The sequence below is a fragment of the Phenylobacterium sp. VNQ135 genome, from assembly GCF_049445735.1.
Taxonomy (GTDB): domain Bacteria; phylum Pseudomonadota; class Alphaproteobacteria; order Caulobacterales; family Caulobacteraceae; genus Phenylobacterium.
Genome location: NZ_JBMSDS010000004.1, coordinates 452,817 through 468,299, shown reverse-complemented (window position 1 = coordinate 468,299; position 15,483 = coordinate 452,817). Strand labels below are relative to the sequence as shown.

Genomic DNA, 15,483 nt, shown 5'->3' with positions numbered 1-15,483 from the left:
GCTTGCGGCGGCCGAGGAATTCTGGAAGCCGGCCCAGCCTTTAGCTGAACACCTGCGAAAGCGGGCGCTTGCCGTCGGCGGCGTCGCGGAGCGAGGCGGTCACGGGCGTCGTCTTCGGCTGCACGCCCAGACTGTCAGCCGGCCTCTAACGACGAGTAGAGCGTCCGCGCCTCCTCCGCCGGGCCGCGGCGTTCGCCGAACGCCTCGACCTGGACCGCGATCAGCCGCCCGCCGAGGGCGAAGACGAGCTGGTCGCCGAGCTTCACGGGCCGGGCCGGCTTGTCGAGGCGGCTCTCCTGGCCGAGGCGCGTGAGGCGCACGCGCCCTTCGTCGATGAACTTCGCCGCCAGCGAACGCGTCTTGAAGAAACGCGCACGCCAGAGCCAGACGTCGGCGCGGCAGGACTCGTCGGTCATGCGACCACCTTGGCCGCCTCGACCTTCTTCCTGCGCCGCGGCCGGCGGCGGCGCGCGGGCGGCGGCTGGTCCTTGAGGGCCGCCAACGCGGCGAAGGGCGAGTGGGCCGGGGCCGCCTTAACGGGCTGGCTGGGCCGGCTTTCGCCCCGCCGACGCCAGGCGAGCGGCTCTCCGGCCTTGGGGCGGTTGGCGGGGGCGAAGCCCAGGCCGCGCAGGATGGCCTCGGTCTCGGACGCGCTCCAGCCCAGCGCCTCGCGGGCCTGATCCGAGAGCACGATTCCGCCGTCCTGCTTCACGCCGGCGCGCATGAGGTCGTCCAGCCGTTCGAGCTGCTCCACCGGCACGGCCAGGCCACGGACCGCGCGCAGGCCGCGCGCCGAGAGCGCCCGGGCGGAGACGCCCGGCGGCAGGGCGACGACGGCGCCGGCGACCGGCTTCCAGTCCGGCGTCTGACGCGCGGCGATGGCCTGGGCGAGCGTCCGGGCCTCGGGCCGCAGCAGCCCGGGCATGAAGAGCGAGTAGGCGCCGATGCGGACGCCGAGGCCGCGGAGCACGCGGCGTTCCACCTGGCTGAGCGCGCGGGTCTCCTCGCGCACCTCGGCGCGGTCCAGCACGCCGCCGGCCTCGATCAGGCGATAGGCGACGCCGCGGGCCAGACCCTTCACCTTGCCGTCGGCGACGGCGGTCTCGAGCTTGCGCAACGGCGCGAGCCTGCGGGCCGCCTCCGCGGCGACGAAGGCCTCCAGGCGGCGCTGGGCGCGCTGGCGGGCGGCGTCGTGGCCGAGCTCGCCCAGCAGCCGGACGCGCGGGCTGAAGGGCTCGCCGCCCGTCACCACCCCGGCCGCCTCGCCCTGCCAAAGGACGACGCCGTCGGGCGTCAGCGCAAAGGCCGTGTCCGGGTCGGCCGCGAGCCTGCCCAGCCGCTTGGCGATCTCAGGGGCGACGGCATGGTTGGCGGCGGCGCGCAGCGCCTTGGTCTCCAGCACCGACTGGCCCTCGGCCGGCTCGAACTGCACGCCCGACAGGCGGCCGACATAGTGACCCTCCACCGTGACCGCGCCGTCGGCCGCGACGCCGGCCAGCATCTCCTCGCGCACGTTCAGCGCCCGCATCAGCGCGCTGGTCCGCCGGTCGACGAACCGGGCCATCAGCTTCTCGTGCAGGGTGTCGGAGAGGCGGTCCTCGAGCTGGCGCGTGCGCCCCTGCCAGCCGGCGGCGTCGTGCAGCCAGTCGGGGCGGTTGGCGACGTAGGCCAGGGTGCGGACGGCCGCCAGCCGCTGGGCCAGGCCGTCGATCTCGCCGTCGGTCCGGTCGAGGTGGGCGTACTGGCGGGCGATCCAGTCCTCGGCGATGCGGCGGCCGCCGCCGGTGAGCTGGAAGAAGAAGTCCTTCACCAGCCGCACGTGCTCGTCGGTGGCGGTCTTGCGGAAGTCGGGCGTCTGGCAGACGTCCCACAGCCGCAGAAGGTTGGTCCTGTCGCGGGCGCGGCGGACGACGTCCGGATCGTCGGCGAGCTGGCGCAGCGTCGTCTCGTCCAGGGCCTCCTTGGCGAGCTTGAGGCCCTCGCGATCGGGTGTCTGGGCCAGCGACTTCATCAGGGCGGCGAGGTTGGCGAAGTCGAGCTTGGAGTTCCGCCACTCGGCGCCGGCGACCGGCTCGAAGTGATGGTTCTCGACAGCCTCGACGAGGTCGGGGTCCATGTCCTCGGCCTCGCCGGTGACGCCGAAGGTCCCGTCCTTCTGGTAGCGACCCGCGCGGCCGGCGATCTGGCCGACCTCCTGCGGATAGAGGTAGCGCGTGCGGCGCCCATCGAACTTCCGCAGGCCGGCGAAGGCCACGTGGTCGACGTCCATGTTGAGGCCCATGCCGATGGCGTCGGTGGCCACCAGGAAGTCGACTTCGCCCGACTGGTAGAGGGCGACCTGGGCGTTGCGCGTCCGGGGACTGAGCGAGCCCATCACGACCGCGGCGCCGCCGCGCTGGCGGCGGATCAGTTCGGCGATGGCGTAGACCTGGTCGGCGCTGAAGGCCACGACGGCCGAGCGGCGGGGGAGGCGGGTGAGCTTCTTCGGGCCCGCGTAGGTGAGGGTGGAGAAGCGGTCCCGGGTCTGGATCTCGGCGTGCGGCAGCAGGCGGCGGACCAGGGGCGCCATCGTGCCGGCGCCCAGCAGCATGGTCTCGCGCGTGCCGCGGGCGTGCAGCAGGCGGTGGGTGAACACATGGCCGCGTTCGGGGTCGGCGCAGAGCTGGATCTCGTCGATCGCCAGGAACTCGACCTCGACCGACAGCGGCATGGCCTCGACGGTGCAGACGAAATACTGCGGCCGGGGCGGGACGATCTTCTCCTCGCCGGTGATCAGCGCCACGGCGCGGGCGCCGCGCAGCTTGACGATGCGGTCGTAGATCTCGCGCGCCAGCAGCCGAAGCGGCAGGCCGATCATGCCGGAGTGGTGGCCCAGCATCCGCTCGACCGCGAGGTGGGTCTTGCCGGTGTTGGTAGGGCCGAGCACCGCGACGAGCCGCGGCGGCGCTGCGCCCGACGGACGGTCGCTCATGGCCTTAAGGTGGGTTGCGGGAAAGAGTCGGGCAAGCGAGGCCTTCGGACGTCGTCGCGAGGTGCAGGGAGACCCCGAGAGCCGGCCAACGCTCTGAACTCCTTACGCCAATACCTGCTGAGCTTCTGACGCGCGAAAGGCTGTTCGGTTGCGCGCCTTAGCAATTGCGCACGGCGTCGTGAGGGCTAGGGTCGCGGCCACGCATCAGTTCGGGGATTTCCGCATGCACGCCTCCCGCCGCCAGATCCTGCTCTCGGCCGCCGCCGCCGGCCTTGTCTCCGCCGCCGCGCCGCTGAGGGCGCTCGCCGCCGCCGGGCCGGTGGACGACCCGAGGCTCTCGGCCCTGCTGGACGCCTTCGTCGACGAGATCCTGCGGGAAAGCCCGCAGACCGCCACGGGCCTCGGGCTGGACAAGGGCAAGTACGCGGGCCTGAAGCGGCAGCTCAGCGACCGGTCGGCCGAGGGCCGGCGGCGCGAGATCGCGCTGTACAAGAGCCTGGGCCAGCGGTTGCGCGGCGTGCCGCGCGCCAGCCTCAAGGGCCGCGACCTCACCCTCTACGACACCGTGCTCTATGCGATGGACGTGGGGGCCGAGGGCGGCCGGTTCGCGTACGGCCAGGACTTTGGCAACCCCTACGTGGTCAGCCAGCAGGACGGCTCGGTGGCCAACACGCCCGAGTTCCTGAACTCGCAGCACCTGATCGCCACCGGCGATGACGCCGAGGCCTATCTGGCGCGCCTCGAGCAGCTCGGCCCGGCCATCGACGCCGAGACCGCGCGGATGAACGACGCCGCGGGCCGGGGCGTGATCCCGCCGACCTTCATCCTCGCCACCACGCTGAAGCAGCTGCAGGACGCCCGCGCGCCGGAGCCGGGCGCCACCCGTCTTGTGGGCTCGCTGGTGGAGCGGACGAAGGCGAAGGGCATCGCCGGCGACTGGCAGGGGCGGGCCACGGCCCTGGTCGCGCAGAAGGTCTATCCGGCCATCGACCGGCAGATCGCCGCCGTGAAGGCGCTGCAGCCGCGGTCGACGAACGACGCCGGCGTGTGGAAGTTCAAGGACGGCGCCGACTACTACCGCTGGGCGCTGAAGTACAACACGACGACCGACCTGACGCCGGCCGAAATCCACGAGATCGGCCTGCGCCAGGGGCGCGAGATCGACGCCATCATGGACGGCATCCTGAAGGCCCAGGGCCTGACGCAGGGCACGGTCGGCGAGCGGATGAGCGCGCTCACCAAGGACCCGCGCTTCCTCTATCCCAACACCGACGAGGGCAAGCGGCAGGTCGTCGCCTACATCCAGGGCAAGGTGGACGAGATCCGTCCGCTGCTGCCGAAGCTGTCGAAGCTGGACCTGAAGGCGCCCGTCGAGGTGCGGCCGGTGCCGAAGGAGATCGAGGCGGGGGCTGCGCTGGGCTACATGAACTTCGCCGCCCTCGATGGCTCGCGGCCGGCGATCTATTACGTGAACCTGTCGGACACCGCGAACTGGCCGCGCTACACGCTCGCCAGCCTGACCATGCATGAGGCGCTGCCGGGCCACGCCTGGCAGGGGGCCTACCTCGCCGAGCGGCACGACCAGATCCACACCATCAGCTCCTTGATGGGCTTCGGCGCCTTTGCGGAGGGCTGGGCGCTCTATGCCGAGCAGCTCGCCGACGAGGCCGGGCTCTACAAGGACGATCCTTTCGGCCGGCTGGGCTACCTGCAGGCGATCCGCTTCCGCTGCGCGCGGCTGGTTGTCGACACCGGCCTGCAGGAGAAACGCTGGACGCGGGAAAAGGCGATCCAGGAACTGGCCGGCGCCACCGGCCGCTCGGTGGGCGCGGCGACCAGCGAGGTCGACCGCTATTGCGCCAGTCCCGGCCAGGCCTGCGCCTACAAGGTCGGCCACAACGAGATCGTCCGCCTGCGCGAGAAGGCCAAGGCGGCGCTGGGGCCAAGGTTCGACCTGCGCGATTACAACGACGCCGTGGTGACCACCGGCGGCACGCCGCTGGCGGTGCTGGAGACGGTGGTCGACCGCTACATTGCCGGCGCGAAGGCGGCTTGATCTTCATCGTCATCCCGGCCGCAGCGAAGCGGAGAGCCGGGACCCAGGAGGTTCTGCAGTGCGGCGGCCCTGGGTCCCGGATAGCCGCTGGCGCGGCTTCCGGGATGACGGCTAATTCGGGATGATCTGCAGCAACCGTTTCACGCAGGCGGCGGAGTTCTTCGCCGCCATGGCCTCCATCTCGGTGAAGGTGACCTGGCTCTCCTCGCCGGCCAGGTCGGACAGCGTGCGGATCACATAGAGCGGCGCGCCCCAGGCTTCGGCGACCTGGGCGACCGCGCCGCTTTCCATGTCGATGGCGTCGGCGCCCAGCTGGGCGCGGAGCTCGTCGCGGGTCTGGCCGCAGTTCAGGAAGTAGTCGGCGGTGGTGATGCCGCCGAGCTGGACCGGATGGCCGAGGGTGGGCGCCACCGCGTCGCGCAGGCGGACGAGCGTCTCGCGCACCTGCTGCGAGACGGATTCCAGCGCCGCCGCCGGCGCCCCGAACGGGATCACGCCCGACCGCGTCGCGGTGAACCGCCCGGCCGTGACGATGCCGTAGTCGTGGATCGCCAGCCGCTCGCCGAACAGCACCGATCCGACCGGCAGCTCGGGGTGCAGGCCGCCGGCGACGCCGGAGAAGATGAGCGTCGTCGCCTCGAAGCGGTCCAGCAGGAGGGTGGCGGCGGAAGCGGCGTTCACCTTGCCGAGGCCGCAGCGGGCCAGCGCCAGGCCGTGGCCGGCCCAGACCTCGAAGGGCCCGTGCGTCTCGCCCGGAACATCGAGGTCGAGCACCGCGCGCAGGGCGGCGAGTTCTTCGGGGGTGGCGCAGAGGATGCCGATCATCGGCGCCCTTCTAAGCCCAGTCGCCGGATCTAGTCCAAGGTCCGGCGATAGCGGGCGACGGCGAGCGCGGTGACGACACAGACGAAGGCCGTGAGCGCGGCGAGCTCGCGCCACTGGTCGCCGAGCGCCTGACCCTTCAGCAGCGAGCCGCGGACCACGCGCAGGAAGTGAGTCACCGGGATCACCTCGCCAATCGCCTGGGCCCAGACGGGCATGCCGCGGAACGGGAACATGAAGCCGGACAGCAGGATCGAGGGCAGGATGTAGAAGAAGCTCATCTGCATCGCCTGGAGCTGCGAGCGGGCGAGGGTCGAGATCAGGAAACCCAGCGCCAGCGAGCCCACGATGAAGAGGGTGACGCCTGCCGAAAGGCCCAGCCAGCCGCCCGCCATCGGCACCTGGAACAGCAGCCTGGCGAGGATCAGGATCAGCGCCGTCTGGATCAGGCCCACCAGCACATAGGGCGCGAGCTTGCCGGCCATCACCTCCAGCGGCTCGAGCGGCGTCGACAGCAGGGTCTCCATCGTGCCGCGCTCGGTCTCGCGGGTGACCGACAGCGCGGTCATCATCACCAGCGTCAGCGACAGGATGATGCCCAAGAGACCGGGCACGATGTTGTAGGCGGTGACGGCTTCCGGATTGTAGCGCCGGTGGACGACCACCTCGAACGGCGGGGCGTCCTGGCCGCGGCCGGCCAGCGCTCCCTTCAGGTCGTGGGCGAGCGCGGCGTCGGGCAGGGCGGCCAGGGCCGCGACGGCGCCGCCGGTGGCGGATGGGTCGGTCGCGTCGGCCTCCACCAGGATCTGCGCCCGGTCGCCCCGCGCCACGCGTCGGCTGAAGTCGCCGGGAATGGTGATGGCGAACTGCACGTCGCCCCGGCGGATCATGGCGTCCAGTTCGGCCGGGCTGCGGGCCTGGGCGACGAAGTCGAAGTAGCGCGAGTTCTTCAGGCTGGCGGTGATCGCGCGCGCATAGCGGCTGTCCTCCTGCACCAGGACGGCGGTCGGCAGGTGGCGCGGCTCGGTGTTGATGGCGTAGCCGAAGAGCGTGAGCTGCACGACTGGGATCATCAGCATCATGGCGTAGGTGATGCGGTCGCGGGTGAGCTGCTTGAACTCCTTGATCATCACCGCGGCCACGCGGCTCCAGGACAGGCCCATCATTGGAAGTTGTCCTGCGATCGGCCCATGAGCTGGATGAAGACGTCCTCCAGCGTCGGCGAGACCTCGGTCCAGCGATAGGGTTCGCGGCGCCACGGCGCGATGGCGGCTTCGAGAGCGGCGCGGTCAGAGCCGCTGACGTGCACGGCGGCCCCGAACGGGGCGGCGGTCTCCACGCCGGGCTTTGCGGCGAGCTCGGCCGACAGCCGGTCGACGCCCGGGCCTTCGCCGTGGAAGGTGATCAGGCCCGAGGCCGCCACCACCTCCTGCGCCGTGCCGCGGGCGATCAGCCGGCCGTAGCTGATGTAGGCGATCTCATGACAGCGCTCGGCCTCGTCCATGTAGTGGGTGGAGACCAGCACCGTCAGGCCCTCGGCGGCCAGGGCGTGGATCTCGTCCCAGAAGGTGCGGCGCGCCTTCGGATCGACGCCGGCCGTCGGCTCGTCCAGCAGCAATAGGCGCGGCTCGTGGAGGGTGGCTGCGGCCAGCGCCAGCCGCTGCTTCCAGCCGCCCGACAGCGTGCCGGCGAGCTGGCTCCGGCGGGCGGCGAGGCCCAGGCGGTCGAGCGCGGCGTCCACCCGCTCGCGCCGGCGGTCCAGGCCATAGACCCGGGCCGTGAACTCCAGGTTCTCGGCGATGGTCAGGTCCTCGTAGAGCGAGAACCGCTGGGTCATGTAGCCGGTGCGGCGCTTCACCTCGTCGGCCTGGGCGATGATGTCGTAGCCGAGGGCCGAGCCCGAGCCCGAGTCCGGCGTCAGCAGGCCGCACAGCATGCGCAGCGTCGTGGTCTTGCCCGAGCCGTTGGGGCCCAGGAAGCCGCAGATGCGGCCTTCCTCCACCTGGATGGCGACGTCCTGGACGACGTGCTTGGACCCGAAGCTCTTGTTCAGGCCGCGGACGTCGATAGCGAGCGTCACTTGAGCGGTCCCGCGAGCGGCTCGACGTCCACCGGTTGGCCGGGATTGAGCCGGACGTTCGGCCGAGCCTCGACGAGGTAGACCAGGCGGTCCCGGGCGTCGCGGCTGTAGATCACCGGCGGCGTGAACTCGGGCCTCGGGCTCACGTACTCGATCCGGGCGGTCAGGCCTTTCGCGCAGCCGTCGCAGGAGAAGCGGACGGTGCGGCCAAGGCGGTAGGCGGCGAGTTCGCGCTCGGGCACGAAGAAGCGCACCTTGATCCGGCCGTCGGGCAGCAGGGACAGGATCGGCTGGTTGGCGGGGGCCCATTCGCCGGCCTGGAAGAAGACGTCCTCCACCCGGGCGGCCTCCGGCGCGCGGGGCGCCACATCGTCGAGCCGGGCCTCGGCGCCGGCCACCGCGGCGCCGGCCTGGGCGACCCTGGCGTCGGCGGCGCGGATCTGGTCTTCCCGCGCGCCCAGCAGAGCGGCGTCGCGCTGGCGCCGCGCGGCGCGGACCTGGGCGTCGGCGGCCTGGGCGGCGGACCGGGCGTCGTCAAGCCGGGCGGGCGCATACCAGCCCTGGCGGACCAGGGGCTCGACGCGGCGCAGGTCGGCGTGGGCGTCGCGGGCTCGGGCCTCGGCGGCGGCGATATTGGCTTCGAAGACGGCGACCTCCACCGGACGCTGGCCCTTGCGGACGTCCTGGGCCTGGGCCTGGGCGGCCGCCTGCTCGGCGCCGGCCTGGTCCCGCTGAGCCTGGAGCTGGGACGGATCGACGACGAACAGCGCCTGGCCGGCCTTCACGGCCTGGCCGCGTACCACATGCATGGCCCTGACCGTGCCGGCCACCGGCGCGGCCAGGTACAGCGGCTCGCCCTCGATGTAGCCCGAGAGCGTGCGGGCGGGCCGGAAGCGGGGCGCCAGGACCAGACCCGCCACGATGGCGGCTCCGAGCGCCAGGAGCACGAGCGGCAGGATGCGGCGGCGTGTCATGGGCGCGCGTCCTCCGCGAGCATGCCGTTGAGCAAGGTGTCGAGGTGTTGGCGCATCAGGGCCGAGAGGTCGAACGGCGGCGCGCCCACGGGTACGAACGTCTCGCGCCAGATCACGCCCACCAGCAGGGGCGAGATGAGTTGCAGGGCGAAGCTTCTCGGATCGCCGGGCTTCACCTCGCCGCGGGCCTGGGCGGCCTGGATGGCGCCGGCGACCGCCCCAAGAGCCTGGGAAACCAGGTCGTCGTGCCAGACCCGGGCGAGCTCGGGGAAATTCCGGGCCTCGCCGATCACCATCTTCACGACGCCGCCCACGGGGGTGGTCTGGACCAAGTGGGTCACATGCTGCGCGAGGCCGCGGACGAGGTCCGGAAACGGCCCGGGGTGGGCGGCGGCCATGGCCTTCACCTGGGCGAGGTTGGGGGCCACGACCTGGCCCACGACGGCGCGGAACAGGTCCTCCTTGGTCTCGAAGTAGAGGTAGAGCGCGCCCTTCGACACGCCGGCCCGGGCGGCGATCTCATCCAGACGTGCGGCGGCGAACCCCCTCTCGGCGAACACGGCCATGGCCGCCTGCACGATCTCGCCCGGGCGGTCAGCCTTGCGCCTGCGGAACTTGGGCTCGCCAGGCAGCATCGCGGCTCCTTGATAACTGACCAGTCAGTCACTAGCTTGAACAGGCGCGCCCCGCAAGCCGGCGTTCGACGAACGGCTTGGCGCCCGGGGCGGCCCGATGCCGCATCGTAAATGCGGGTTTGATGCCCATTTTCCGCCCAGGTCGGGGGCGAAACGATCGGAAACAATCGCCGTGATCACGCGGCGCCCATAAGAAGCAACAGCCGATCCCGAAGCCCGGCGGCAGTCCGGGCGCGGTCGGCGCATCGGTGAAAACAAGGGGTCATCGCGATGACGCACGACTGGCGCGCGCGCCTTTCCGAACTGGCCAACGACCGGCCGCTGCAGGCCGTCACCCTGATCGCCGCAGTGTTGGCCACGGCCGCGGCGGCGGCCCCGGTGCGCACGCCCGAGGGGCCGCGCGCCGCGATCATGACCGCCATGGAACGCGCGAGCGCGCCGATCGTGCAGCCGGTGCAGATGGAGCTGGTGTGGCAGGGCGCCGATGTCGACGGCGACGGCCAGGCCGACTTCGCCAACCCAACCGGCAACGAGCCTCGCGAGCATGACGCCTACGGATCGGGCCAGTTCGGCGCCTCCCGCGATGGCGGCGTCCGCCGCCACGAGGGCGTGGACTTCATCGCCGACGCCGGCCAGGCCGTGGTCGCTCCGATCTCCGGCTATGTGACCAAGATCGGCTACGCCTACGCCGGCGACGGAAACCTGAAGTTCGTCGAGATCACCAATCCGGCGCTGAATCTGGAGGCGCGCGCCTTCTACGTGGACCCCGACGTCGAGGTCGGCGACACGGTCCATGTCGGCCAGCCGATCGGCGAGGCTCATACGCTGCAGCGCAAGTACCCGGGCGGCATGACCAACCACGTGCACCTGGAACTGGTCGACAAGCGCGGCCGGCGCATCGACGCCACCAACGTGATCACGGCCGAATATCGCGCCAAGCCTGACACCTACGCCGCCGACTGATCGCGTCCGTTGACAGGCGGGGTTACAGGCGTAATCTCTCCGTCATGCTTCGTATCTCTCCCGCCGAGAGCCAGATCATGTCCGCCCTTTGGCAGGACGGGCCGATGACGGCCGACGAACTGGTGCGCGGGGTCGGCGAGCCGCAGCAGTGGGGCGAGGCCACCGTCAAGACGCTGATCAACCGGCTGCTCAAGAAGAAGGCCCTGAAGTCCGAGCGGATCGAGGGCCGCACGCGCTACCGTCCGCTGGTTTCGCGGGAAGCCTATGTGACCTCCGAAAGCCAGGGGCTGCTGGACCGCCTCTTCTCCGGACAGGTGGCCCCGCTGGTGGCCCACTTCGCCGAGCACCGGGCGCTGACGCCCGACGACGTCGCTCGGCTGAAGCGCCTGATCGCGGAGCTGGAAGATGGCGATTGACCTCCTCGAGGCCCTGGCCCGCGCGAACGTCGCGGGATCGCTCGTCCTTCTGCTGGTGATGCTGCTCCGCGCTCCGGCGCGGCGGCTGTTCGGCCCGGAAGCAGCCTATCTGCTGTGGGCGGCGCCGGTGGGCGCGGCCCTGCTGAGCCTGGCCCCCTGGCCGTTCGGCGCGCCCTGGCCTGGGGCTGAACAGATGACCTTGAGGCCGCTGGTGGAGCAGGCCTGGGATCACCGCCTGACCCTGGCCGTCTGGCTGGCGGGCGCCGCGGCCACCCTGGCCGTGGCCTGGAAGGCGCAGGCCGCGTTCGAGCGCGACGCCCGCACGGGCCGCGCCGGGCCGGCCGTGTCCGGCGTGCTGACGCCCCGGGTGATCATGCCGGCGGCCGATCCCTATTCCGACGACGAGCGGCGCCTGATCCGGGCGCATGAGCGCGAGCACGTCCTGCGCGGCGATCCCAAGTCCAACGCCCTGGCCGCGGCCCTGCAGGTGGTGTTCTGGTTCAACCCGCTGGTCCACCTGGGCGCGAAGCTGATGCGCGTGGACCAGGAGCTGGCCTGCGACGCCGCGGTGCTGCGGCGCTTCCCGCGGTCGCGGCGGGTGTACGCCGAGGCGCTGCTGAAGACCGAGCTCGCGCGTGCGCCGCTGCCGTTCGGCTGCCACTGGGGAAGCGTCCATCCGCTTGAGCTGCGCCTGGCGACCCTGAAGGGCGGCCGCCGCCGCGAGCTGGCCGGGCTTTGGACCGCCGTAGCCTTCACGCTGTGCGCCAGCACGCTCACCTGGGCCGCCAAGCCCGCCGTCCCCGAGCCGCCGCCGCGCGCCCAACCTGTCGACACCCAGCCCTCGATGTCTGTGCTGCTGATCGACGTCCAGCCGCCCGCGGCGAGTCGCTGACGCCCCAGGCGGACTTGCGAGAACGCCGGCGAAACGAAGCGTGTCCGAATCACCGACTCGTCGCGATTCGGCTTTCGTTCCCTACGAGATCTGGTGGTCTCGGCCAGGCTGGGCCACAAGGCAGGAGCTTCGCCGGATGCGGCGGATCGGCTTTCGCCGCCCCTCGCCTTGACGCCGAAGGGCGCCTTCCTCTATATCGCCCGCTCCCCGCGCGGACGGCTGCCGCCCGCGTGTCCTGAAGTTTTTCCGCGAAGGTTCTTTCGCCATGTCGCGCCGCTGCGAAATCACGGGTGTTGGTCCGATGGTCGGCCACAACGTGAGCCACTCGAACATCAAGACCAAGCGTCGGTTCATGCCGAACCTGACCAAGGTGACTGTCCTGTCGGACGCCCTGGGCCAGAACGTGACCCTGCGCATCACCAATGCGGCGCTCCGCACGGTGGACAACAAGGGCGGCCTGGACGCCGTGCTGCTGAAGGCCCGCGACGAGGTGCTCTCGCCCCGCGCCCTGAAGATCAAGCGCCAGATCAAGGCCAAGCTCGCCGAGCAACCGGCGGCCTAAGAGCCCGACACGAGCTGTCGTTCCGGAAAGGCCGCCCCTCGGGGCGGCCTTTTCATTTCCGGGTCCAGTCGAAGGCCAGCAGCAGGGTCCGTTGATCGGTCTTGTGGCCCTCGAAGCTGCCGAAGTTGTCGTCCGAGACGAGATAGAAGCGCACGCGTCCCGCGGCCTGGGCCACGGCCGCCACGCCCTCGATGTTGTCGACGGTGAGCGGCCGGCGGATCTCCAGCACATCGATCGTGCGGCCGCCGCGGTCGGTCAGGCGCAGGCGGATGACGTTGCCGATCAGCGGCGAGTAGCTGCGGAAGAGATAGGCGCGGCCGCCGCCGGGCAGAGCGTCCATTCCCACCAGTTCGGAGCCTTCCAGGTCCACCTGTCCGTCGGGGACGCATCGCGTCGAAAGCCGGCACAGGAAGAGCTGGCCGGTGTTCTCCAGGCCGACGCGATAGGCGTCCGGGCCGGCCTCGGGCGCGGCCATGGCGGCTTCCATGCCCTTGTTGTGCTTGTAGGCGGTCTGTGGCGCCGGTGCGGCGCGCGGCAGGCCGCCATCGGCCGGGAAGGCCAGGACGCGGTCGTGCTGTTCGAAGGTGGCGATCAGCGTTCCGTCGGCCAGGCGCACGACGCCTTCCGAATCGTATTCTTCCTGCCCGCCGGCGTAGAGGTCGGCGCCCGTGACCTCCTTTAGCGCCGTGATCCGGGCCTGCGAGAGCCCGCTCAACCGGCCTTGGCCGTCGAGCACGATCTGCGCCTCCAGCAGGTCGGACTGGTCGCCCAGCGCCGTGAGCCGTCCGTCCGGCGTCACCTTCAGGTCGGAGAGGCCGCCCAGGCGCGAGGTCTGCTGCGAGGTCAGCGCCAGGCCGCCGGCATAGGTGAAGTTCCCGATGCGGGTGCGCGCGGGATCGGTCGGGTCGAGCGGCACGGGCTGGCCGTCGACCACGATGGCCGTGCCATAGGCGACCGGCGCGGGCGGCAGGCGGGCGGGCGGTCCGTCGACGCAGCTCGCCAGGAGCAGGGCCGCCGCGAGACCCGCGAGACGCCTCAAGCGGTCGCCCTCCGGACTTCCTTGAAACTGGAGCGGCGCGGCCCGCCGGCCTGGGGACCCTGGGTCGTCGGCGGCGGCTGGAGCAGGCCCGCCGTCTTGCGGTTCATAGCCCGGGGCTCTTCCTCGAACAGCTCGGCGAGCTGCTCGACCATGGCGCCGGCCAGTTGCTCGACGTCGACGATGGTGACGGCGCGGCGGTAGTAGCGGGTCACGTCGTGGCCGATGCCGATGGCGATGAGCTGCACCGGGCTCTTGGTCTCGATCTCTGTGATCACCTCGCGCAGGTGCCGCTCGAGGTAGTGGCCCGAGTTCACCGACAGCGTGGAGTCGTCCACCGGCGCGCCGTCCGAGATGACCACCAGGATGCGCCGCGCCTCGGGCCGCCCGATCAGGCGCTGGTGCGCCCACATCAGGGCCTCGCCGTCGATGTTCTCCTTCAGCAGCCCCTCGCGCATCATCAGGCCGAGGTTGCGCCGCGCGCGGCGCCACGGCGCGTCGGCCGCCTTGTAGATGATGTGGCGCAGGTCGTTCAGGCGGCCGGGCTGCGGCGGCTTGCCGGCCTTCAGCCAGTCCTCGCGCGAGCTGCCGCCCTTCCAGGCGCGGGTCGTGAAGCCCAGGATCTCCGTCTTCACCCCGCAGCGCTCCAGCGTGCGCGCCAGGATGTCGGCGCACACCGCGGCCACCATGATCGGCCGGCCCCGCATCGAACCCGAGTTGTCGATCAGGATGGTGACCACCGTGTCCCGGAACTCGGTGTCCTCCTCCTCCTTGAAGGAGAGCGGCGCCGTGGGGTCGATGATCACGCGCGTGAGGCGGGCGACGTCGAGGACGCCTTCCTCCAGGTCGAAGGTCCAGGAGCGGTTCTGCTGCGCCAGCAGCTTGCGCTGCAGCCGGTTGGCCAGGCGCGAGACCACGTTCGACACCGAGGCGAGCTGCTGGTCGAGATAGGCGCGCAGGCGCGACAGCTCCTCGCCGTCGCAGAGCTCCTCGGCGGCGACGATCTCGTCGTGCTCGGTGGTGAAGACCTTGTAGGTGATCGCGCGGTTGTCGCCGGAGGGGTCGGGCCGCGCGGGCTGGTCGCCTTCGCCCATCTCGGGAGGCTCTTCGGCGTCCTGGGCGTCGGGGTCCTCCTGGGCCTCCATCATCTGGCTGTCGGCGTCCTCGGCCTCGCGGCTCTGGGACTGGTCCTCGTCCATGGCCGACTGCTGCGGGCTCTGGCTCTCGCCGTCGCCCTCGTCGTCGCTGTCGGAGGCGTCGGGCTCGCCCTCGTCCTCGCCCTGGTCCTCGTTATCCTCCTGCTCCGGCATGTCGGAGAGGTCGTCGCCCATCTTCAGGTCGCGGATGATGGTGCGGGCGATCCTGGCGAAGGCCTGCTGATCGTCGAGGGCGGCCGCCAGCCGGTCGAGGTCGGCGCCGGCCTTCTCCTCCACCTCGGCCCGGAACATGTCGACGAGGGGCTTGGCGCTGGGCGGCGGCGGCTGGCCTGTCAGCCGCTCGCGGGCCATCAGGGCCACGACCTCGGCCATCGGCGGGTTGGCCAGCGCCTCCACCTGGTTGAACAGCCGCCGCGACCAGGCCTGCTCCATGACCGCCGTCAGGTTCTCGCGCACTCCGCCCATGGCGTTGGAGCCGATGGCCTCGATGCGGGCCTGCTCCAGGCCGTCGTACATGGGCTGGCCCAGGGCCGACTGCGGCCGCGAGCGGGCGTGGGTGGCGGCGTCGTGGTGGGCGATGCGCAGCGCCATCTGGTCGGCGAGGCCGCGGATGCGGGCGGCCTCGGCCGGGTTCAGGTCGCGCGGCGGATGCGGCAGGACGGCCCGGTTGCCCTGAAGCTGCGGGCCCTCGCCGGAATAGACGATCTCCAGGTCGGGCCTTTCGGCCAGCGAGCGGGCGGCGTGGGCCAGCGCGCGCTTGAACGGCTCCAGGGGGCTTTCCGGGTTCTTCGCCATCTCGGGTCCGTCTTAGATCAGGCCTGACCCGGCGGGAAACAAGGAAGTGGCGGGAACATCCAAGGCCAAGCCGTGTTCTGAGCGGCGGGCCGCCTGATGGCCCTTAGTCCTGAGGAGAGAGAGC

General features: G+C 71.4%; 14 protein-coding genes. 5 read left to right on the top strand and 9 right to left on the bottom strand.

Annotated features, from left to right (window positions below; all coding sequences use genetic code 11):
- Positions 1–134 precede the first annotated feature (134 nt).
- Both ACO2Q0_RS16980 and ACO2Q0_RS16975 read right to left on the bottom strand, forming a co-directional pair.
- The gene (locus ACO2Q0_RS16980; protein WP_423352705.1) at positions 135–416 is read right to left on the bottom strand and encodes an RNA-binding S4 domain-containing protein; all 282 of its coding nucleotides are present in this window, start codon (positions 414–416) and stop codon (positions 135–137) included.
- The gene (locus ACO2Q0_RS16975) at positions 413–2,971 is read right to left on the bottom strand and encodes a helicase-related protein (RefSeq protein ID WP_423352704.1); all 2,559 of its coding nucleotides are present in this window, start codon (positions 2,969–2,971) and stop codon (positions 413–415) included. The genes ACO2Q0_RS16980 and ACO2Q0_RS16975 overlap by 4 nt, the downstream gene beginning before the upstream one ends.
- A 223-nt stretch (positions 2,972–3,194) precedes the next feature.
- On the opposite strand from ACO2Q0_RS16975, the gene ACO2Q0_RS16970 reads away from it, so the two are divergent.
- On the top strand, positions 3,195–5,027 hold the full coding sequence (locus ACO2Q0_RS16970; protein ID WP_423352703.1) for a DUF885 domain-containing protein: 1,833 nt from the start codon (positions 3,195–3,197) through the stop codon (positions 5,025–5,027).
- 111 nt (positions 5,028–5,138) lie between these two features.
- Here the strand turns inward: ACO2Q0_RS16970 and mtnN are convergent, their stop codons facing one another.
- Genes mtnN through ACO2Q0_RS16945 form a run of 5 tightly spaced genes read right to left on the bottom strand, consistent with a single transcriptional unit; the run spans position 5,139 to position 9,538 of the window.
- Positions 5,139–5,852 (bottom strand): 5'-methylthioadenosine/S-adenosylhomocysteine nucleosidase, encoded by a 714-nt coding sequence (gene mtnN, locus ACO2Q0_RS16965; RefSeq protein ID WP_423352702.1) that lies wholly within the window; start codon positions 5,850–5,852, stop codon positions 5,139–5,141.
- 29 nt (positions 5,853–5,881) lie between these two features.
- Positions 5,882–7,015: an ABC transporter permease gene (locus tag ACO2Q0_RS16960; protein ID WP_423352701.1), complete on the bottom strand. Its 1,134-nt coding sequence runs from the start codon at positions 7,013–7,015 to the stop codon at positions 5,882–5,884.
- The gene (locus ACO2Q0_RS16955; RefSeq protein WP_423352700.1) at positions 7,012–7,929 is read right to left on the bottom strand and encodes an ABC transporter ATP-binding protein; all 918 of its coding nucleotides are present in this window, start codon (positions 7,927–7,929) and stop codon (positions 7,012–7,014) included. The genes ACO2Q0_RS16960 and ACO2Q0_RS16955 overlap by 4 nt, the downstream gene beginning before the upstream one ends.
- Entirely contained in the window at positions 7,926–8,903 is a 978-nt protein-coding gene (locus ACO2Q0_RS16950; protein WP_423352699.1) for an HlyD family secretion protein, read from the bottom strand. Before ACO2Q0_RS16950 ends, ACO2Q0_RS16955 begins: the two co-directional genes overlap by 4 nt.
- Complete coding sequence (locus tag ACO2Q0_RS16945; RefSeq protein WP_423352698.1) at positions 8,900–9,538, bottom strand: TetR/AcrR family transcriptional regulator; 639 nt, start codon at positions 9,536–9,538, stop codon at positions 8,900–8,902. The genes ACO2Q0_RS16950 and ACO2Q0_RS16945 overlap by 4 nt, the downstream gene beginning before the upstream one ends.
- A 270-nt stretch (positions 9,539–9,808) precedes the next feature.
- Here ACO2Q0_RS16945 and ACO2Q0_RS16940 point away from each other — a divergent pair, with 270 nt between their 5' ends.
- The 4 genes from ACO2Q0_RS16940 (at position 9,809) to rpmB (ending at position 12,371) form a co-directional block, all read left to right on the top strand.
- Entirely contained in the window at positions 9,809–10,501 is a 693-nt protein-coding gene (locus tag ACO2Q0_RS16940) for a M23 family metallopeptidase (RefSeq protein ID WP_423352697.1), read from the top strand.
- Positions 10,502–10,545: 44 nt separating this feature from the next.
- A complete protein-coding gene (locus ACO2Q0_RS16935; protein ID WP_423352696.1) occupies positions 10,546–10,917 on the top strand; it encodes a BlaI/MecI/CopY family transcriptional regulator in 372 nt (123 codons plus the stop codon).
- Positions 10,907–11,809 (top strand): M56 family metallopeptidase, encoded by a 903-nt coding sequence (locus ACO2Q0_RS16930; RefSeq protein ID WP_423352695.1) that lies wholly within the window; start codon positions 10,907–10,909, stop codon positions 11,807–11,809. Before ACO2Q0_RS16935 ends, ACO2Q0_RS16930 begins: the two co-directional genes overlap by 11 nt.
- A 265-nt stretch (positions 11,810–12,074) precedes the next feature.
- Positions 12,075–12,371, top strand: coding sequence for a 50S ribosomal protein L28 (rpmB, locus tag ACO2Q0_RS16925; protein WP_423352694.1), 297 nt, complete (start codon positions 12,075–12,077; stop codon positions 12,369–12,371).
- Positions 12,372–12,423: 52 nt separating this feature from the next.
- Here rpmB and ACO2Q0_RS16920 read toward each other — a convergent pair whose 3' ends face one another.
- Together ACO2Q0_RS16920 and cobT are read right to left on the bottom strand one after the other, a co-directional pair.
- Positions 12,424–13,410 carry an esterase-like activity of phytase family protein gene (locus ACO2Q0_RS16920; RefSeq protein WP_423352693.1) on the bottom strand — a complete coding sequence of 329 codons (987 nt, stop codon included), beginning with the start codon at positions 13,408–13,410 and terminating at the stop codon, positions 12,424–12,426.
- Positions 13,407–15,359 carry a cobaltochelatase subunit CobT gene (gene cobT / locus ACO2Q0_RS16915; protein ID WP_423352692.1) on the bottom strand — a complete coding sequence of 651 codons (1,953 nt, stop codon included), beginning with the start codon at positions 15,357–15,359 and terminating at the stop codon, positions 13,407–13,409. Before cobT ends, ACO2Q0_RS16920 begins: the two co-directional genes overlap by 4 nt.
- Positions 15,360–15,483 lie beyond the last annotated feature (124 nt).